The organism is Streptomyces sp. NPDC005794, assembly GCF_042871445.1.
GTDB lineage: Bacteria > Actinomycetota > Actinomycetes > Streptomycetales > Streptomycetaceae > Streptomyces.
Window position 1 is genome coordinate 86,372 of record NZ_JBIAIN010000012.1, and the last position, 19,317, is coordinate 105,688.

Consider the following 19,317-nt stretch of genomic DNA (forward strand, 5'->3'; position numbering starts at 1 on the left):
GTAATGTTTGTCCTGCGCAGCCCCCCGGGAGCACCCGGAGGAAACGCATCGGGACGTGGCGCAGCTTGGTAGCGCACTTGACTGGGGGTCAAGGGGTCGCAGGTTCAAATCCTGTCGTCCCGACTGGAGACAGTCGCAGGTCAGGGCCGGTTTCGGAGCAATCCGAAACCGGCCCTGAGTCGTTTCTGGGGACCAGTTGGGGACCAGCTGGAGGTCCGGCCTCCTTGACCGGGTCAGCGGGTCATGACGATGGGGCTCGGCAGCGAGCGTGGTGCGCGCAGCACGTTGAAGTGCGCCGAGAGCGCCGCCCCGGCGGCCGTGATCTTGTGGACGTCCGGGTGCAGATAGCGCTGGGTGGTGGTCAGTGAACCGTGGCCGGCGATTCTGCGGAGGACGTGCACTTGGACCCCGGCGTCGGCGAACCAGGTCAGTCCCGTGTGTCGGAGGTCGTGGCGGCGCAGATGCTCGTAGCCGAGCTTGGTGACGACGTCGTCCCAGTGCGTGGCGTCGCGCAGGACGGCGGTGGAGATACGTCCGCCGCGCGGGCCCGTGAACAGGCGCGCGTCCGGATTGGGGCCTGCGGACAGGATGCGCTGGGCGACGAGGGGGCGGATCTCCTCGACGATAGGAACCTTGCGGGCCCGCTTGCCCTTGGTGCCCTTGTCGGTCAGCCCGCCGGGCGCCGGTGTGGTCTGACGCCGCACGGTCCAGATCCACTGGGTGGTGTCGATGTCTCCGACGCGGCAGCCTGAGATCTCCCCGATCCGTGCGGCGGTGCACGCGGCGAAAATGACCACCTCTCCCCAGCCGCGGTACTCGTCGTGAGAGGCGGCCACGAGCGCGTCGGCCAGTGCGAGGAGTGTTTCCCAGTCGGGCAGGGCGAGCGCGCGCGGGTCAAGGAGTTCGTCCTCGGCCTGCTTGTAGAGCTTCTGCCACCCAGTGACTCGGGCGGGGTTGACCTTGACGATGCCGTCGCGGACTGCCTGCTCCATGACGCGGACCAGGACCGCGATGGTGTTCTTGACCGTTGAGCGGCTGAGCTCGTCAGCAATCCAGTTCTGCACGGTGCGGTCGACAACGCCATTGGTGATCATCCGGACCGGGACGTGGCCCAGGGCGGGCACGACACGCATCCGCCAGCCTGACAGGTAGGGGTCGAGTGTTTTCAACTCCAAGCCGCGCAGAGCGAGGTCCATGTTCGCGTTGCCGTATTCGGCGAGCTTCATGGTGGCGAGCGACGGGGACAGCCCTGCCTCAGCCGCTTCGATGATGGACTGGAGCCACTCCTGTGCTTCATCCTCGTCCGCCTTCCCCTCCGACAGGGACAGACGCCGCTTTGAAGCCGGATCGAACCAGCGGACTCGCGCGCGGTACGGGTTGGGACGATCAGGCCGGTACTCGATGTCGGTGGTGAGTCGGACACCGACCGGCACAATGGCCTTGTCGGCCATCATGCGTCTCGGCGCGGGACGGTCCGGTGGCGACGCAGCCATTCCTCAACGTCGACCGCGCTATACATGATGACGCGTTCCGAAACGGAGACGAACGGCGGGCCCTGGGGAGGCTGAGCTGTGCGCCAACGGCGCAGAGTCGAGGTGTCTACACGTAGGCATGCGGCGAGGTCGCGCGTCGAATACCAGGCATTGACCAGGAGAGACGACCGGCTGTCATCTTGGACGAAACGGGCACCGTCCTCATTCTTCGTATGCGTCTGACGGTCTGTGTAGTCTGCTATCGGTTCGGTGGGCAAGGGTGGTGGATCTCCGGGGGTACGGAGCACCAAAGGGATACAGAAGGCGGTCGGCGACAAGCGGGGCGGCCCGCAGGTGGAGAACCGTGGGGTTCTGCATGAACAGAAGCGGTGAGCCCCTTCTGTTGGAACTGATCCGCAGTGGTGCTCTGGGCAAACGGTGGACAACAATCGTCTGCAGAAGCGCCGGTTTGGCTAACCGGCGATGTGCGGCTATGTTGCCCTCATTTGCGACGCGGTGAGCGTCACGTACTGTGCCGATTAATGTTTCTCGATGACCCACCATGTCGAGTGCGGGCCTTGACCCCGAATCCTGAACACGGGTTATGCGGCTTGCGCCAGCGTAGTTGGTGTGTGGTGGAAGGCGTTTTCGAAGGCGATCGGTGATCGTTGTCCGAGGTGGGAGTGTCGGCGTCGGGTGTTGTAGCGGTTCAGCCATCGGAAGGCGTCGAGTCGGGCCTCCCGCTCGTCTGGCCAGTTCTTTCGTCCTTGCAGGGTCTCGCGTTTGAAGGTCGCGTTGAAGGACTCGGCCAGCGCGTTGTCCGCGCTGGAGCCGATCGCGCTCATGCTTCGCCGGACCCCTGCTGACCTGCAGGCTTCGGCGAATGCTCTGCTGGTGTACTGGGCTCCGTGGTCGGTGTGCATGATCGATCCGGCGAGGCTGCCGCGGGTTCGGATCGCCGCGGCCAGGGCGTCGGTGACGAGGTCCGCGCGCATGTGGTCGGCGATCGCCCAGCCGGCCAGACGGCGGGAGGCGAGGTCGATGACGGTCGCCAGGTAGCAGAACTTCCCGCCGTCGATGGGCAGGTAGGTGATGTCGCCGACGTACTTCGTGTTCGGCTTGTCCGCGGTGAAGTCGCGGCCGATCAGGTCCGGGGCCTTGGCCGCAGCCGGATCGGGGACGGTGGTGCGATGCCGACGCCGCAACCGGACCCCTTCGATCCCCGACGCTTGCATGATCCGGGCGACCCGCTTGTGGTTGACCGCCTCACCGCACCTCTCGCGGAGCTCGGCGGTGATCCTCGGGGCTCCGTAGGTGCCGTCCGACTCCTGGTGCACCGCCCGTATCCGGGCGGCCAGGCGGGCGTCGGCCACCTGCCGGGCGCCCCGGTCGGCAGCTGTCCGGCGCCAGTAGTAGAAGCTCGAGCGGCTGATGCCGAGGATGGTGCAGAGCCGCTTCACGCCGTAGCGGCGCTGGAGGTCGGCGACGCACTGGAAGCGGTTCACCAGCGCGTCTCCCCGGCGAAATACTTCGCCGCTTTGCGCAGGATCTCGCGTTCCTCCTCCAGCTCGCGGACCTTCTTGCGCAGGGCGGCGTTCTCGGCCTCCAATGGGGCCGGCGGCTGAGAGGGTTCCTGCGTCCGACGTCCCCGGGGACGGCTCACGCCGGCTGCCCGCACCCAGTTCCGCAGGGTCTCCGGGTTGATCCCCAGATCGGCGGCGACCGACCTGATCGTCGCTTCCGGCCGCGACTCGTACAGCGCGACCGCGTCCGCCTTGAACTCCGGCGGGTAGTTCTTCATGACCACGAGATGTCCGTTCTCAGATCCTCAGGATCCAGTGTCTCGTGTGTCCAACATCCGGGGTCAAGGCCCGGGAACGCCTGTACTGAGTTTCGGACAGTCCGCTGCCCGGTGCAACGGGTGAGCAGGAAGAGGCTTCATCCACACGTTTTCTTCACGTCCTCGTGGTCTCGTACGGAAACAAATCTGCACCCGCCCGACGTTGTCGATCTCCTAGTCGAGGGGGAAGTCGGGCGTGAAGCTGTTCCACACAACGAAAGGCGGCGTGACTGAGGTCACGCCGCGTCTTGCCGACGTTGAGGCGGATGTACAGAGCCTCATAGAGGCGCACATGGAGACAATGCTGGGGGTGCGGTTCCTGACGAGCGAGTACGTAATCGGATGCGCCGATGGCGGACGTATCGACTCGCTGGGCCTCGATGAGAATGGCGCACCCGTGATCGTCGAGTACAAGCGCGGCACAGACGCCGGCGTATTATCTGAACTCAACATCCGGGTTTTGTCACTGGCCGAACTTCCGCTTCCAGAGCTCCTGAGCCCACGTTTCTCCAGCTTTCCGTGGACTTTCCTTCTTCGCCTCCCAGCCGACGACCAGCGGCCCCATCCCCGTGCAGGTGCGATGCCACTCGATCAGGCGCCGTTCCAGCAACAAGGCTTCTGCGTGGTCAGCGGTCGCGACCCATTGCACCGTCGCGTTGTAGATCTTCAGCATGTGAACGACGGTCACCGCCCACTGCGCGTCGGGTTCGTGGCCGGCTATCCACCCCTTCTCGTCGCTCACTCTCTTGGCCAACGATGCGGCCGATCCGATGTAGACCACTCTGTCGTCAGTCGACCAGACGTAAACGCCGGGCAGATTCGGGAGATAATCCGTCAGGAAGGCGTGCTCAGAGCCGAAGTGCTCCGCCATTGCGGTCAGAAGCTCGTCGACCGTCAGAACCTGAACGCTGATCGCCGCTGTCATGGCCGACACACTATGGCCGCCTACTGACATCGACGGTCGGATCGAAGCTCCGCGAGTGCGTGGCCCCAGGTCGTTCGGTTGCACAGATCGTGGGAATGCCGAGGTCAACCGTGGTGTGGCCGCTGCGGCGGCGGTCGAGTTGGGCGAGCTTTTCCTCTGCTCCGGCGAGGCTCACCTGGAGCCCTTCCATCTCGCCGAGCCATCCTTCGCGTTCGGCCTCAGCAATGCGGGCGAGGAGGTTGTCGTGGATCTCGACGAGCCGATCGCGCTGGGCGGGGTCGGGCCAGAGCATCGGGCAGCGGACGCAGGCGTGTTCGTGTATGCAGGGGGTGCCGAATGCGCGACCGCAGGCGCCGACGGAGACTTTGCGCCGCTCGAAGTGGCCGAGGAATTCCTGCCATTCATCATCGGTGGGAACTCGGTATTCCTCGCTGGGACGGAGAGATCGACGGCGGGCGAGGAACGCCATGTGCGCCTGGATGGCCTCTTCGGGATAGACGGCCTTATATCCGAGGGTGACGTTGATGTCCTGGTGGCCTGCGATGACCTGCGCGATGTGTGGTGGCAGTCCGTTGAGGATGGCGTCGGTGATGAACAGGCGGCGGAAGTCGTGCGGTGTGTAGCGCAGTGGGGCGCCGGTGGTATCGGTCAGGCCCGTGGCGATGAGGGCATGGTCCAGCATCGTGCGGACGGTTTCGTCGGTGAACGCGCGGTCCTCGCCGGAGATGCGTCGTTGGAACAGCAACGGGGCTGGTGCCTGCCACTCGCATTCGCGGTGGTCCCAGGAACGGACCAGGGGAACGGCGCCGGTGGTGTCCCGGGCTCGGCAGATGATCGCGCTCAGGACGTCGGCGAGCTCGGGGCTGACCAACAGCAGTCGCTCGGTATCCGTCTTGGACGGCACGATCTGCAGGAGGGGGACGAGTTCACCAGTGGTGGGCAGCCGGTATTGGACCAGGCTGTGGTGGCTGAGTTCGAGTAGTTCTTCGATGCGGATTCCGGTGGCTCTCAGGACCTCGACCGCGGCCCAGGTCCAAAAGGCCCGCTCGTCCTCAAGCCCCAGATCGCGGCGTTTGGCGGTGTCCGGGTGCTCGGCCCAGACTCGACCGGCCGTTCCATGCGGAACGACGGCGCGTACGAGTTGCTGACCGGCCGCGGTGAATACCTCGCCGGGGCGGGTGTGCCGGGCGGCTTCCAATACCACGGCCGCGTCCCTGCGACGCCGATCGACCGAGCGGACGAGGACAGGCAGGACCGGCAGGCGCTCGCGGGTGCGGGCGTCCATCCTCGCCTTGCGTCGTCGTTGGTGCTTGCGGTTCTCCACCTCGTCAGCCCTCACCGGGCTCGGTGCCACCCATGGGCCCCAGCGGCCGGGATCTTCCAGTGCCCACTGAGCGATATCGAGGTAGAAGGCCCGCACCTGGGTGAGCGTGTCACGGTGATTGAGCCTCTCGACCTTGGTGCTCGTGCGCCGGCCGTCCGGGTCGGTGACGGTCTTGTCCTTGGTGCGAATCCTCTGCTTCCACTGCCCGATGAGGTCCGGGGCGAGTCGGAGGCTGTCGGCGCCGGGATGATGGTGCTCGATGTTCTGCCAGAAGCATTTGCCGAGGTGGTAGGAGAGAGACTTCAGGCTGCTGTAATCCAGCGCTGGCTGACGTTCCCGCAGATAGTCCACCAGCAGGTCACGGACGGGGCGGCAGATCAGTCCGTAGCGGTCGATCAGCTCCTCCGGAGTGCGCTGTCCCAGGTTGCGGACCTCGCGCAAATTCTGCGGGGCGTCGTCTCCGAGGGCTCCGAACTGGTGCAGCAGTCGGTAGAACACCTCGGTCCCCGCCATCGCGCGCTTGAGCACCACAGCTTGGGTCTCGAGGAGTTCCAGGATGTCGCCGATGGTGATGTCGGCCAGCATGCCGCCCTTCGCCGCGAGGATGAGGGCGCTGCGGCAGAGCGTCGTGCTGATGGCCCCCGGCCGCACGCCCTGGGCTTGAGATCCCAGCTTTCGCAGGCGCTCAAATCCGTGTGGATCACGGCTGTGTGCCATGGAGCGGACCAGCACTCCTTGGCGGCTGGCTCCGGCCGCCAACCAGTCCACCGACGGCCGTAGCAGCTCAGCGCTGATCACCGTGGTCAGAGCCCGGCCCACCACCGGCATGCGCCAGGCAGCCTTCAGGCCGTGTTCGTGAAGCCACTGCTTGATCACCGACCGCCAGGCAGCGCCTGCCTGCTCGATGCCGCTGGCCTGCCACCGTTCCTGCCAGGTCTGTCCGGGCTGGTCTTCCAGCCAGTCCAGCACCATGACGATGCCGTGCTTGTGGTGCAGTTCGCTGCCGGCGTTCGCCAGCGTGTAGGGCGGACGGGACAGCAATCGGGCTGCCTCGGCGCGCGAGCGCTCGGTGCCCGGCCAGCTGTCAGGAACGGTCCGGGCGGGGAAGCGCTGCTGGGCGGCCATGGCGCGGTTGCGCCCAGGTGAAACTCCGGGGACCGGTGCGTGGTCGGCGCGTGCCGACAAGATGGTGGTCATCGAGCACCGGCTCCGAACAGCACGTCGAGGCTCTCCGGCCGGTAGTCGGCTGCGGGAGGGGGTGCGATGCGGGCGGCTGCCTGCCGCGTCTGTTCGGCATGGTGGGCCAGCAGCCGCCGGATCACCACCTCCTTGCGGGGCGTGAGGTAGAGCTGTGTCGTGGTCAACTGGGCGTGACCGAGGACGAATTGGACATCAGTGAGGGGCAGATTGGGATCCTCGGCCATGCGGTAGGCGGCGGTGTGCCGCAGTGCATGCAGCGTCGCAGAGGTCCCGGCCTTGGTGTTCGCCCGCTCGAACATCCGGTGAACCGCGTGGTAGGTCAGCGGTCTCGACGGTGTGCGCAAGGTCCACCACAGCGGGAGGTGCCGCCCTTGCGGGATCGCATCGTCCATCTCCACCTGGTAGAGCCGCAGCCAGACGAACGCGTCGGTTGAGGCTGGGAGTTCCTGGACTTCCCGGGTGCCCTTGCGGACCACCGAGATCAGCTGACGCCCCGGATCCACGCCCGCCTGCCATGTGCTGAGCAGTTCACTGGCCCGAGCGCCGGTGGAGATGTAGAAGGCGACCAGGGCTCGGTCCCGGTGCGATGGAAGCCGGGCGAAGATCTCATTGAACTCCTCATCGGGGACGCTGCGGGGCACTCGCTTGGGCACTCTCGGCCGGTAGAGCCCGGTGCGTTCATTGCGGGGTGGGTCCATCGGGTTGCGATGGGCATGCGCTCGCCGTCCACGACGTGAGCGGTCCAGCGGGAACGGGTTGAGGATCGGCCCGGTGCCGATGTCGCGGTGGAAGTCGTAGAAGGTCCGCAGCACTGTCTCGCTGTGCGCTCGCACCGACGGCGCGTACGGCTTCCCGCCCGCAGCCCATCGGCCCGCCTCACTCGGGCGTCGCCAGTGAGGACGCCTCGGCTGGCCGGCGATCTGAAGCCAGCGGGAGAAGTCTCTTGCCTCGACTCGACTTGCCCGGTCCCATGACGCCTCGACGGCCCACAAGAAGCGGAACCAGCGCAGCAGATCCATCCCGTAGGAGCGTGCCGTCGCCGCCGAACGACCAGCCCCCTGCAGATCCCGCAGGAAGGCGCCAGCTCCCTCGACCGGTTGTCCGGCTGGGTCGATGAGCCGGTAGGGATCCCACGGATCATCCCTGGCCACCAGCTCCCCGATCAGAGGGACGGACAGCGCTGCCAGATCTCTCGATGCCTCCATGGCCGACTCAACGACGTCTCCACCACAAGGTCACTGACCTGCGGAAACTCCGCCAGTAGTTCAGTCAACAGGTCATCAACCAGGGCCTCTACTACATGGCCTGGCTGGTGAACCATAAGGACGTCTTCCGGAACCTGGTTCGCGACCGGCTCGGGGTTACGATCGCGTCCAAGATCCTGTGGAGCGCACCTCGGCTGATCTGTGTGGCCGGCGACTTCACCCGCTACGACGCGCACGCCGTGCGCGAGCACCGACGGTCGATCGATCTTGTCCGCTACCAGTACTTCGGCAGCAATCACTTCAGCCTTGAGACCGTGGCTTCCGTCACGGGGCGGTCGGCTCAGGGCAAACGGGTACGTCGCCGCGCAGTCGGGGAGCTGCCCCTTCGAAAGCAGGGCGGAGCAATGGCCGAGCTGGCACAGGCGGTCGACGAGGTCCTCATCGGACTGGGCGGAAACGTCACTCGTGTACAGCGTAAGCAGTACCGCGCCTATCAGCGGCTCCGGAACTTCGCGTGCCTCATCCCGCCGCAGCAGGCCAAAGTGGTGGTTTACCTGAAGGCGGCTCCAACAGCGGTGGACCTAGTGCCCGGATTCACTCGGGACGTGACGGGGCTTGGTCACCATGGCACGGGCGATCTGGAGGTTCAGCTTCGCACCGAGGGCGACGTGGAGCGAGCCCAGGAACTGTTCCGACTCAGTTACGCCGCTGCGTGAAGGGGCGATGTTCCGTACTGCCGGGCGAATTTCGCGGTTGGAGTAGTCGCTCGTCGTGTGCTGCCTCTCGTCGGCTGATCAGGAAGTGGCGGTGGATCTACAAGTATTCGGCGGTTCCCCGGTTTCGGTAACCGGGGAACGGCCGGTATATTGCCGCCGCTACTCAGTTAGTCGCCGTCGGAGTTTGCACGCTCAATGCCAGGATTCCGACGGCGGACACGGCAGTCCTCCAGCAGTCACGGTGAGCTGCTGCCGAGAGGCAGGCGGTGGCCTCGGCGGGAAGCAGGGTGCGGCTCGGGGGCAGGTCGGTTCGGGCTTCCAGGGCGGCGGTGATCTGGCGCGTTTGCCGACTTCGTTACGCAGTCTGGGAAGACGGCGTGGGAGTTGATGGTCACGAGGTAGAGCATCCGCCTTTGCGGCGTCGCACCGAGCGATCAAGAAGTCGGATGGCGACGCCCCAGCGGGCCGGGGCGTAGGGGCAGTGGTGTGGCGGCCTTGACCGGCTGGAGGGGCGCGGCCTCCGCGTCTGTTGCGCGGTATGGCGGCTCCCACCCGTCTGATCAGCGCCAGGTGTACGTCTGGTCGGTGATCGGGGGGAGCAGCACGTCGCTGGGCGGGCCGGCGAGCTCGGTCAGCTCACTGAGCGCGTTGCCGACGGCGGGGTAGAGGTGGCGGCGGGCGGCCTGCGCGAGGGGAACCCAGACCACGCTGGTGACGTCTTCGGCGTCTTGCTCGGTTGCCGGAAGGGCGGCCCGTACGTGGCGGGGGACGGCCAGAAGATGGATGAGGTGGAGCCGGCGGAACGTGCCGCTTCTGCCGGGGCGTGTCGTGATCTGGTCCTGTGCCCAGCGCAACCGGGGACGGTCGGGGAGGGCGCTGACATCGAGATCGAGCTCTTCCTTGAGTTCGCGGGCGAGGGCGACAGGTACTTGCTCGTCCGGGTGGAGCAGACCGCCCGGCAGTGAGTACTGGTCTCCATCGGGGCGGGCCCGGCGGATCAGGCAGATCTCGTCGCTTTCGATGATGGCTGCGCAGGTGCGGATCGCGATGGCCGGAACGGCGCCCGTCGTGGTCATGAGTCCGTCCGCGACTGGAGGGCGACAGCGTTGTTGGCGGCCAGCCAGCCCGTCGGGTTGCCGCAGTCGAAGTACTGGCCGGTGACGGGGTGGATGAGCACGTTGTGGTCGCGGGCGAAGGCGCTGATGGCGTCGGTGGCCTGGTACTCGCCGTTCGCGGCCGGGGTGAGCTTCTCGAAGTAGGCGGTGGCCTCGGCGGGAAGCAGGGTGCGGCTGATGTTGATGTAGGCCGTCGGTGCGCCGTAGGCGGTCGGCTTTTCCAGCAGGTCATCCATTACCTGCTGGCCGTCCTTCGTGGCGCGGGGCTTCAGGATTCCGTACCGGTGGGCGTCGCCGCCGCGGACGGTGGCGGCGGCGACAGCACCCGCAGCGCCGGCGGCGCCGCGGGCGGCGGCCAGGTCGGCGAGGTCGGATCCGCCGTCGGTCCGCAGGAGCAGGTGGTCGCCGGCGATGAGGAAGAAGTCCTGGTCGCCGATGTAGCCGGCAGCCAGGATCGCGGGCAGGGCCGTTCCATACCGGTCGCCGTCGCGGGGCTGCTCGATGAAGTGGAAGTCCGCCTGGTCGTGAAGGTGTGCGATCGGTTCGTACTTCGTCTGCCAGCCGCGGGCGGCGAAGTAGTCCCGCATGCCGTCGTCTTCGGTGAAGTAGTGGCGGACCTGCCGCCCACCCTCGCCCTGCGAGGTGACGATCGCGATCTCGCGCACGCCCGCTGCCAGGCAGTCGGCGACCGCGTAGGCGAGGACGGGTTGGTCGAGTACCGGCAGCATGCACTTGTTGACCGATTTGGCGATGGGGAAGAAGCGGGTTCCCATGCCGGCTACGGCGATGACGGCGCGACTCACGCGGGCCCTTCGGGTGGGTGCGGGCTCTGCCTGAGGTCCTCCGGCAGGGCCCGGCGGGGCGGGATAGGCGCGACAGTCTACGCATACCGTGCACTATTTCTTTGAACCCGCAGTCCGCAGCGGTGGCGCTCAACTGGCCAGGCCACCAGCGCTGTTGAGCGAGGCGGCTTGGCGGAATGCGTCTTCTGGATCAGCGGGTGGGGGTGTGATCGAAACGGAGAGGGATTTGGGGGCCGCGGCGGCGGTCAGCGAGCCGGCCTCGCGATCCGGTCCCAGGTCGGAATGTCCCGGTCGCTGGGGCCGAGACCGTGGCGTACCGCCTGCTGGTGGACTGCGGCGAGCATGGTGTCGTAGTCGCGGGGCGTGCCGACCTGGCCGTCCACGTAGCGGTGCAGGGCGGCGATACCGACCTCGATGACGTGGTTGCCGGTGTGCTGGAGGGCGCCGAGCAGGTCGGTGTCGAAGGACAGCCGGTGATCGGTGACCTGGGGGCAGGGCGGCGGCGAGGGCGGCGCGGGTGAACGGTTTGAACCCGGCCTGGGGGTCGGTGACGTGCAGGCCGAGGAGTTCGTTGGCCGCCTGCATTTAGAGCAGGGTTGCCGGCGTGGAACCGGCAGGCGGGTAAGAGCCGTGCGAGTCGGGCCTACGTCGCGACCCGTTTACCGCCCCAGCTCCGGAGTGGGTCAGCGCTTCGAGGTGCAGGCCCAGCTGGTCGAGGGGGTAGGTAAGGCCGAGGTCGGTGCAGGCGAGGGGGCGTGTGGCCGGCGGCGTGCAACTGGTTGAGGCCCCACAGCACCGCTCCGCCCTTGCTGCTGGTCACTGCCGCTCGGTGCGCGATGGTGATGCTGATCCGGGGGTGGGAGCCGGTCAGTGCCGCGGCAACCTGTGCGGAGGCGCTGTCAGGGGCCTCGTCGTGGTGGGTGAACACGGATGCAAAGGATCGCCGGTTTGGTTAACCGGCGATCATCCGTTACGTTGCCGCTCCTTCGAAGGCATTCAGGTGCCGACCAGGTGATGGGCTTCCCGGTCCCCACACCCGGGTCCCATGACTGGGCACCTGTCCACCAACACGTAGTCGCTGGTGCGTGCCGGTGCCTCCTTCGTGGCGCGGATGCTTCTGTGCGTGGGCAGGTGCGCTGGGGCCCGCCGTACTCACCACTGCTGTATGGATCTCCAGAGCCTGGGCCCGAGAGGGAGGTCGGGCGGTAGGGCCGGGGGTTGCTGGGTGTGCATTCTCCTCGTTTCAGTTGATGTACTCCTCCATTAGCTTGGCGAGGTGCAGGAGCAGCGGCATGCGGGTTGCGGTGTCCGTGTGCAGGTGGCACCTACGCAGGTTGTTCACGTACGCGGCCAAGTCGGGGGCGTAGTCATGGGGTTGCTTGAAGGAGACGTGGATTTCGAGGGACGTGGGGTTGGCTCCGTGGCGGGTGGCGTTCTGCTCGTCTGCCGAGTATTTGGAGACGGTCTTTGGCAGCTGATGCGTGTCCGGCCTTGGGTTGATCGCCAGGAAGGCGTGGTCGTTCCACGGGACGACGCCGGAGTATCTGCCCCACTCCTCATATGGCAACTCGGCTGCACCGGATGCCGGCTCGGAGTACGCCTCTTCGCTGATCGCTACGTCGGGGGAGCCGTCGGCGGTGGCGGTGGCGGGAACCTCGGCCTCGTCGTTGAGGTTGGCGCCGAATGCCAGTGGGATCTCGTAGGACTCCTCGTTGACGCGAATAATGCGCAGTCCGGGCAGGTCCTCGGGGCGGCGGCCGTCGGCGCGGTTGGGGTGGGCGCAGTCCTCGCCAGGGAGCCTTAGTGAGTCCGGCGTGATGTGGGGATTCTGCAGCCAGGACCACACATCCTTGTTGCGCAGGGTCTGCGCCCGGGCGAGGAAGAGCCGCTCGGTGTGGGAGTCGACGGCGAGTGCCTGGGTGATGAAGTCGTTCAGCTGGGCCCTGTCGCGTCGCCGCATTCGCCCTCGCCCGGAGGCCAGGGCCCGGGGCAGGTGTTCGATGGGAATCGGCGTTTCGTGCGGATGGCCAGGAGCAGCCACGAGTTGGGCTGTCGTGTTGCCGTCGGTGTCCATGCGCAGGACGAATGGGACGATCCATGACCCGGCCTGGGCGACATGCACTGTGGCCAGTTCGAAGCGGCCCTTGACGCTGCGGGGTGCGGGCAGGCGGGGCAGGTGCCCGAGCGAGCGCAGGAGGTCCTTCACCGAGGAAGCGGCACGCTGCACGTCCTCGCAGCGGATGTCGCTGCCCTCGAAGGGCTTCAGCCCGGCCTTCTTGGCGTCGGGCTTGGGAGCCGCTGTGACCGGGTGCAGGCATTGCACGTGCCGGTTCAGCTTCGGCAGGGTGTCCTTCAGGAACCGCTTGGGGTCGTCCTCCCCGGCCATGGCGAAGTTGACTGGTTTGTCGATCTCCACCAGGCAGCCGATCATGTGGTCGGCTTCGGGGAATTCATTGCCCAGTGCTTCGGCTCGCTGCGCCCGTTCCTGCCTTCGGTGAGCCTTGCGGGCCTCAGGCTCCGTGTGTGGCGGTGGCTTCGGCAGTCCGGAGACGAGGGTCCCGGGGTTGCGTAGGACCAGTGTGATCTTGGTGGGTCCGGCGTAGTCGTGAACATCGGGTTCCGTGCTGCGTTCACCGAGGTGTTGATAGTTGAGCAGCTTGGTGAGGGCCAGATGGACTGCTTGGTAGGTCTTCGGTGCGCAGTGCCAGAGTTCGAAGTGGTAGTGGGCGTCCTCGCGTGCTGGGGTGAGTCGAGGGGCTCGGCGTTGGGGTGTCTTGTCCAGGGCGGGGAGCGGGTCGAAGTTGAGCTTGGCGAGCGGTTCCTTCAGGTTCTCGAAGAGGGTGAGGTGGTCGATGGGCTGCAGGCCGCTTTCCGCAGGGTGGCCGTGTGTGCTGAATTCCGGTTGGGCGTCGGTGAGATCAGTCCGGGTGAGGTAGGTGTAGCCGGTGGCGTGCAGCAGCAGCGCGGTGGGTTCCTTGTCCTCTTCGGCGCTGCGGTTGACGCCAGCGGCGCGGCGGGGGTCGGTTCGGATGTCCTCGGGGTTGGGGTAGCGGTTGCTGGCGGGGAGGGAGGGCAGGATGCGCGCGATGCCGGGCTGCCACTGCCACCGCATGTCCTGCTTCTTGCCGCTGACTGTGACCGGTGCGCGGAGCAGCATGGGGCGCTCGACGTCACGCAGTGCACCCTTGGCCAGGTAGAGCAGGACGGTGGCCGTGGCAGGGGTGTCGCCGCGGCGTGGAATATAGGCAGGCTGGGTACCGCCGAAGCGGGCGATGTGGGGAACGGCTCGGAGGATGAGGCGGCTGTCGTGGGGCATTGAGACCACACGCAGTGCTGTCCGGTGGGTCCAAAGGCCGTAAGCTCCGTCATCGTCGAGTTCTCGTGGTGGCCAGCTGTAGACGCTGCGCTCACCGCGATCGGTCAGTTGGCCAAGGACCGAGAAACCTTCCACGGTATGGCCCGGCAGGGATAGCTTTTCTTCCACCCAGCGCCCGGCAATGTAGGTGGCAAGCAGGGAGAACGTGCTGCTGGGCGGGGTTGCTGTTCCGTTTGCGGCGTTTCCGTGGGCCAGAAGGTCGACCTCTGCCTGTGCCCATTCCAGTGGCAGGGCGCGTTTCACGATGGTGGGCCAGTCGACGTCGTCCTGATGGGGCGCGACGTGCGTAGTGATCCAGAATTCGAGGGCCAGTTGCAGGGGAAGCTCGTTCTGAGGCGTGCGCATGGCGTGGAGCCAAGGGCCGTCCCCCAGTCGGCCTTCGACCGAGAGGACAGCGGGCTCCACCTGTTCGATCAACTCGCGCAGGGCATAGGTCGGCAGATACGGCGAGCGCGCTTTCGGGTTGCTGTTCCAAGCGCGTTCAAGCCGTGCCAGGAGCGACGGTGGGAATTTAGCCGTGTGTACGGTGACGGGCAGTGTGGCTCCGCGGCGTGCTACGAAGCCGGGCGTGATGATGTGGTCGTAGCGAGGCGGCGGCTTCCTCTTGTCGGAATCCGCTGCAGTGCTGTCGGCTTCGGTCATGTCTGTTATCCCCAGTCGATGGTGTCGAGGAGGTGCCCCAGCAGGCTCCACGTGGCCGTGTAAATCTGGTGGTTGAGACGCACGTGGGCGTCGGCCGTCGGCCCTGGATCGGCGAGCATCCGGCGTGTGAGTTCTCGGCAGGCGACGAGCACACTGGTGCGCTCGGTGTCGGGCGCGGTGTCACGGGGGTCTGCCGCTCGCGGGGCGAATGCCGCGTCGAGGAGGTAGACCTGCACGGGCACATTGCCGCGCAGCCCTCGACCTGTTGTCTGGTAGAGGGAAGCCGACTGGTCTGAGATGAAGGCGTGACGTAGGTAGTCGTCCTTCATCGCCCGGAAGTTGAGGGGGCGGCCCATCATCGTGCCCCAGGTGGCACGGGCGCCGTACGCCAGTTTCCTCATCTCGCCCGCCGCATCAGGGCCGTGGGTGTCGCACAGAACCGGCTTCAGAAGGCGCTGCATAGCCTGGGCGTTGAGAATCGCGAGAGGGAAGGAGAGATCGGTGGGCGGGGGGGTGGAGGCGTGCCAGGTAGAAGATGGCCTGGATCGCGGCCACCCCGTTGTTGTTGAGCATGTTGTGGCCGCGGCCGGCAGAGCCTTCGGCTGCCGCCATGACCTGGGCATCGGTCCTTGGGAAGGCAGAGATGCGGCGATGGTTGAGCCCGTAGAGCCCGGGGGCCTGGCGGTCGGGTACGACGTGCACAGCACGCACGGCCGTCCGGGTGTTCATGTAGTGGGCACTGGTTGCTGCGTCCTCAGTGCTGAGCACCACGAACAGAGCCCTTCGGCGCTCAGGTTCGCATCCCTGGAGAACCTGCTCCAGAAGAGAGAGGGCCGCCCCGGGGTCAGGAGTGCAGACCGCGTCCGTCATCGCCCGCACGGCGGCTTGGCGGGCGCCGCGGCCACCGGCTCCTGAGACGTAGATGCCGCGTTCGTGCCCAGGGCGCCGCCGCGGGCGGGTGTAGAACCGGCTTTCCCGGATGGCGGCGGCACAGTCGGGAGGCTCGTGCAGAATCAGTGTGGGGAGAACGTCGATGTGGTAGCGGGCGGAGAGCGGGTTGTAACTGGTCGCCGAGGAAAGCAACACGTGCGGGCCCTCGACCCCTTCACAGGCGAGAAGGTCGTGGAGGTGATAGAGCAGCCACCGTCCGACCCCGCGAAGCCACAGCAGGTCCAGCGACCCCCTGCCCTCCTTTGGACTGGGGGTCCACTGAAGGGCCATCATGTTGCCCATCGGCTGTTCGGGCACAACTGCGAGCAGCTCTGGCCTCGGCTGGTGGGCGAGCAGATTGTTCGTGTCTTCCACGGCCATGAGCGCGCGGAGTGTTTCCTGCATGTGGGAAAGCTCGAACACGGTGGTCGTGACACGGGCACTCCAGCAGGCCGCGACGAGGACTCGTCCAAACTCGGCCAAACGATCGCCAGGTTCAGACATGTCCTCCGGGAGGTGGTGCATGAGCCAGTCTTGGGCTACTTCCTCGGCGCTCTTCTCGGTGTCGTAGCCAGAGGTCATCGTGTCGACCAGCGATTTCAGGCTAGCGGGGGGTGAACCGAAGGGGGCTTCGACAAGACGAGCGAAGTGCGTATGGAAGTATTCCTCGGCTCGCTCCCATAGGTGAGACTGATGCTGTTCTTCGACGCGGCTGGTGATGCCGTGCAAGGCCCGCGCCAGCCGCATGAGCAGGGTGTGCCCGCTGAACGGCCCGTCAGCCGTGATCTCCTCCAGCAGTTCGCCGCCTGCCTGGGCCCCTTCGTGCCCCTCGGCCGATGGCTTCATGAGTAGCGGCAGCAACCCGGCCAGAGCCTGGGCGTGATAGGTCGCGTACTGCTGGTAACGCAGCCCCTGCCGGTCCGCCATCGGCCGGTACCAGGTGCGCGCCAGCCCTTCATGCCAGGCCAGCGCAATGCGACTGCTCCAGCCGTCGGGACTAGTCAGTGGTTCGTGGTGCATGAACGCCTTGTCGAACTGCGTCATCACCTGGTCGGCCTCGTCGGCTACGAGGAGGTCGAGTTCGTGCTGGGCAGGAATCACCCACTGCGTCTTGTACGAGGCCGGCTCCGCCCTACTGGCGAGGAGAGCGGCTGGCGTCGCCACCCAGACCTGTGCCGTCGTGATCCGGCGTACAGCTGCCTGTGCCGGGCACACCGCGAGGAGCGGACAATCGACAATCGGTGTTCGCTTGCCCGAGGTGTCGACGCGGAGCTTGTCCCGGCAGGGACGCTCATCCATGGAGAGCGGCGTGGCAACAGGGCCGGAAGGCTCCAGAAGACTGTCCAGCAGACAGATATCGGTAGTGAAGGCAGCGACCTCGTCGTTGCCGTCCGGAAGGGGCGGCGCCTGGCCATTGTCCGGTACGTAGAGAAGGTCATCCCAGTAGCGTTCCATGTGCGCGGGACGGCTCCTGTGGCCGATCAAGGGAACGGCGTCGATGCCCAGGCTCCGGAAGAAGCGGACCTTCTCCAGTGCGTTCCCGACGGAGGAGACCAGGTACCCGACCCTGAGCCCGCGGTCGGTACAGATTTTGACCAGAACGTCGTTGAAGGTGGTCTTCCCCGAGTTCATCAGGCCCACGACGTGAGCCAGTCCGTCGATCGTGAAGATGCCGAGGCCGTCCGTCAGGCATCCAGCCTCGCTATCCGTGCGAGAAAAGACCATCCTCCCTACACGGCCTGTGAAATTCTCCGTTCGGTATCGCTCACTTGTACTGAGCCGCTGATCCATCTCCTTGGCGGCTTGGCGGAAGTCGTCCTCCGTAAGCTGCGGGAAGGGACGCCTGGTTCTGTGCGTCTTCGGTTCCAGACGACGCTCGGGTGCGGCCTCCTCCAGCCAGTCAGGAATCCGGAACCGGACGATGCTGCCGTCCGCTCGCTTGAGCCGCACCCGCATCCCCGGCGCCGCGGGATCATGACCCGCCTCTACCTTGTAGGACACGGGCAGCGACATCGCGTCCCTATACGCCTGCTCCCGTTCCGGCAGCGTCGAACTCCCCCGGCGACGAAAAACGCTGTCGTGGACCACGCGCGGCCCGGCACCTTCGTCAAGCTCGAACAACCGCAGGTGAGCGGGCACCTTGCAGTAGTCGTTGAGACGCAACCTCCACTGCCCGCCCCGCGCCGTAGGCCCCATGCGGCGACGCACGTTCCGCACGACCGTCTCGTTGCCAGCCCCCGGCAGGGCGTACCCGTCGAGCACCTTGCGCATCAGCGTGGCCGGCTGGCCGGGCGCGTACTCGGACAGGAAGAACAGCCCGAGCTCGACCCGGAAGAACTCACGGACCGACAAGAGGGGCTTGATGGTCTCGGCCACGCCAGATGACGACGCCTTCTTTTCCAGCGCTTCGAACCAGCCTTCAATATCCCTGCTCATCGACGTCGCCGCCCGTCGTGCGTCAGTGCGGCGGCGACGAACGCAGTCTCACTCATGACCTCAATTCCCTGTACGCGCCCTTGCAGTGAAGTGGTGAGGTCATCGACGTAGTCGGGCTGTTCAAAGCGGTGCTGTGCGATGACGAGGATCCGCCGCTTCGAGGCAGCGCGTGGGTTCCAGCGAAAGGAGCGCCCGAGAAGTGTGGCGCTCGCGTGATCCTTCACATCGGCGGCCCACCACTCACCGACTCCCATCTTCCCGGTACCTTCGAAGTCGATGGCTACGTCCACCGCATCCATGCCCCACCAAGGGCGCAGACGCTGTCCGAATTGTGGCTCCAGGGCAGCAAACATCCGTTGCTCTGCCAGCCCGGGATCATGGAGGAAGCGCCGAACAGCTCTGTTCTGCACGAAGTATTCGGACATGGTCTCCAGAGTTCGGGCCACCCGTCCGCCCGTGCAGCCGGGCGTGCCGCAACCACGCTGACCCGAGACCGGGTTGTCGCAGCCCTCGCAGAAGCTGAGTACGACGGCGCTGCTGGCCGGCTGAGCCCGGTAGCACTGACTGAACCAGTGCTTCACCCACGGCTGCCCGTTTGCGTCCTTGGCAGGGAAGGCCCGCAGTAGACCCAGAAGGTCGATGTCGGAGGCGACCGCGTGCTTCGTCAGAAAGCCCCGGAGCTGCACGTAGTTGTCCTGGACCTCCTGTTCGGTTGCTCCGTTTCGGTCTGCCACAGCGATCATCAGCTCGTAGCACCGATTCTCGACCAGCTCCGCTTCGGGATCCTTGGACAGCAGAAGCCGCGCGGCTTGTTCGGCAAACGCCGACGGCTGTCCGTTCTCGATCAGAAGTAGATCGGAATCGCTCGGAGCGACCCACAGCGCAAGGGGCCATTGCCCGAGAGGTGCATGGCACCAGCGAAAGACATCCGCATGTGAGGTCACCTCATGGCAGCCGTCCTCCAGCGCACGCCAAAGCAGGCGCGTTACACCGGCCTTCCACGCTGGTGGGAAGCCCGTGGGGTCGCCGGAAGGCTGAGCGGAGCTCCATAGCGCCTTGTGCTGGTTGGCCTGGATGCCTGCCAGACCCGCGGCTAGAAGTTCGAGCGTCATGTAGTCGTCGGCCAGGTCGGGCGACACCTGCTTCAGACGTGACAGCCGCGCCGGATCCTCCGGCAGTGTTGTGTGGGCGGCCAAGAGAACTCTCCAATGATCACCAACTGCCACTGAAACACAGCAGAGAGTAGTCGATGATTGGTGTCGGGGCTGCCTGTACTGCGCATGGTCCCGGGCTCGGGGTCAGGCGCTGTCATCCGGTTCGCGTCTTCTCGGCG

At 66.2% G+C, this 19,317-nt stretch carries 13 protein-coding genes, 1 tRNA gene and 2 pseudogenes; 4 read left to right on the forward strand and 12 right to left on the reverse strand.

Annotation, left to right across the window (positions count from 1 at the left end; genetic code table 11):
- The first annotated feature begins 49 nt into the window (after positions 1-49).
- A tRNA-Pro gene (locus ACFYQ5_RS20410) sits at positions 50-123 on the forward strand.
- 110 nt (positions 124-233) lie between these two features.
- Here the strand turns inward: ACFYQ5_RS20410 and ACFYQ5_RS20415 are convergent.
- The 3 genes from ACFYQ5_RS20415 to ACFYQ5_RS20425 form a co-directional block, all read right to left on the reverse strand.
- On the reverse strand, positions 234-1,451 hold the full coding sequence (locus ACFYQ5_RS20415; RefSeq protein WP_366533096.1) for a site-specific integrase: 1,218 nt from the start codon (positions 1,449-1,451) through the stop codon (positions 234-236).
- Entirely contained in the window at positions 1,451-1,780 is a 330-nt protein-coding gene (locus ACFYQ5_RS20420) for a helix-turn-helix domain-containing protein (protein ID WP_389199439.1), read from the reverse strand. Before ACFYQ5_RS20420 ends, ACFYQ5_RS20415 begins: the two co-directional genes overlap by 1 nt.
- A gap of 294 nt (positions 1,781-2,074) precedes the next feature.
- Positions 2,075-3,279 (reverse strand): IS3 family transposase gene (locus ACFYQ5_RS20425; RefSeq protein WP_389199231.1). Its coding sequence is split into 2 segments (ribosomal slippage): positions 2,075-2,988 and positions 2,988-3,279, totalling 1,206 coding nucleotides; the frame shifts between segments, so codons are not numbered across the junction.
- Between the two features lie 259 nt (positions 3,280-3,538).
- On the opposite strand from ACFYQ5_RS20425, the pseudogene ACFYQ5_RS20430 reads away from it, so the two are divergent.
- A pseudogene (locus ACFYQ5_RS20430) lies at positions 3,539-3,757 on the forward strand (transporter); the annotation flags it as partial.
- 18 nt (positions 3,758-3,775) lie between these two features.
- On the opposite strand, the gene ACFYQ5_RS20435 reads toward ACFYQ5_RS20430, so the two are convergent.
- From ACFYQ5_RS20435 to ACFYQ5_RS20445, 3 genes are all read right to left on the reverse strand, one after another.
- Complete coding sequence (locus tag ACFYQ5_RS20435; protein WP_389199455.1) at positions 3,776-4,237, reverse strand: hypothetical protein; 462 nt, start codon at positions 4,235-4,237, stop codon at positions 3,776-3,778.
- Positions 4,238-4,247: 10 nt separating this feature from the next.
- A complete protein-coding gene (locus tag ACFYQ5_RS20440; RefSeq protein ID WP_389199233.1) occupies positions 4,248-6,686 on the reverse strand; it encodes a tyrosine-type recombinase/integrase in 2,439 nt (812 codons plus the stop codon).
- Between the two features lie 68 nt (positions 6,687-6,754).
- Positions 6,755-7,966 carry a tyrosine-type recombinase/integrase gene (locus ACFYQ5_RS20445; RefSeq protein ID WP_389199235.1) on the reverse strand — a complete coding sequence of 404 codons (1,212 nt, stop codon included), beginning with the start codon at positions 7,964-7,966 and terminating at the stop codon, positions 6,755-6,757.
- Positions 7,967-8,037: 71 nt separating this feature from the next.
- Here ACFYQ5_RS20445 and ACFYQ5_RS20450 point away from each other — a divergent pair.
- Positions 8,038-8,682: pseudogene (locus ACFYQ5_RS20450) on the forward strand (DUF5655 domain-containing protein); the annotation flags it as partial.
- 560 nt (positions 8,683-9,242) lie between these two features.
- Here ACFYQ5_RS20450 and ACFYQ5_RS20455 read toward each other — a convergent pair.
- Together ACFYQ5_RS20455 and ACFYQ5_RS20460 are read right to left on the reverse strand one after the other, a co-directional pair.
- Complete coding sequence (locus tag ACFYQ5_RS20455) at positions 9,243-9,758, reverse strand: NUDIX domain-containing protein (RefSeq protein ID WP_389199237.1); 516 nt, start codon at positions 9,756-9,758, stop codon at positions 9,243-9,245.
- Positions 9,755-10,600, reverse strand: coding sequence for a sugar phosphate nucleotidyltransferase (locus tag ACFYQ5_RS20460; protein WP_389199238.1), 846 nt, complete (start codon positions 10,598-10,600; stop codon positions 9,755-9,757). The genes ACFYQ5_RS20455 and ACFYQ5_RS20460 overlap by 4 nt, the downstream gene beginning before the upstream one ends.
- Before the next feature lie 308 nt (positions 10,601-10,908).
- Between ACFYQ5_RS20460 and ACFYQ5_RS20465 the strand changes: the two genes are divergently transcribed.
- Complete coding sequence (locus ACFYQ5_RS20465; protein ID WP_389199240.1) at positions 10,909-11,121, forward strand: hypothetical protein; 213 nt, start codon at positions 10,909-10,911, stop codon at positions 11,119-11,121.
- A gap of 722 nt (positions 11,122-11,843) precedes the next feature.
- On the opposite strand, the gene ACFYQ5_RS20470 is transcribed toward ACFYQ5_RS20465, so the two are convergent.
- The 4 genes from ACFYQ5_RS20470 to ACFYQ5_RS20485 are packed head-to-tail and all read right to left on the reverse strand — an operon-like array spanning position 11,844 to position 19,180.
- Entirely contained in the window at positions 11,844-14,618 is a 2,775-nt protein-coding gene (locus ACFYQ5_RS20470; RefSeq protein ID WP_389199242.1) for an RNaseH domain-containing protein, read from the reverse strand.
- A 5-nt stretch (positions 14,619-14,623) separates the two neighbouring features.
- Entirely contained in the window at positions 14,624-15,079 is a 456-nt protein-coding gene (locus ACFYQ5_RS20475; protein WP_389199244.1) for a hypothetical protein, read from the reverse strand.
- Positions 15,033-17,984: a hypothetical protein gene (locus ACFYQ5_RS20480; RefSeq protein WP_389199246.1), complete on the reverse strand. Its 2,952-nt coding sequence runs from the start codon at positions 17,982-17,984 to the stop codon at positions 15,033-15,035. The genes ACFYQ5_RS20475 and ACFYQ5_RS20480 overlap by 47 nt, the downstream gene beginning before the upstream one ends.
- Positions 17,981-19,180: a hypothetical protein gene (locus tag ACFYQ5_RS20485; protein ID WP_389199247.1), complete on the reverse strand. Its 1,200-nt coding sequence runs from the start codon at positions 19,178-19,180 to the stop codon at positions 17,981-17,983. The genes ACFYQ5_RS20480 and ACFYQ5_RS20485 overlap by 4 nt, the downstream gene beginning before the upstream one ends.
- Positions 19,181-19,317: the final 137 nt, after the last annotated feature.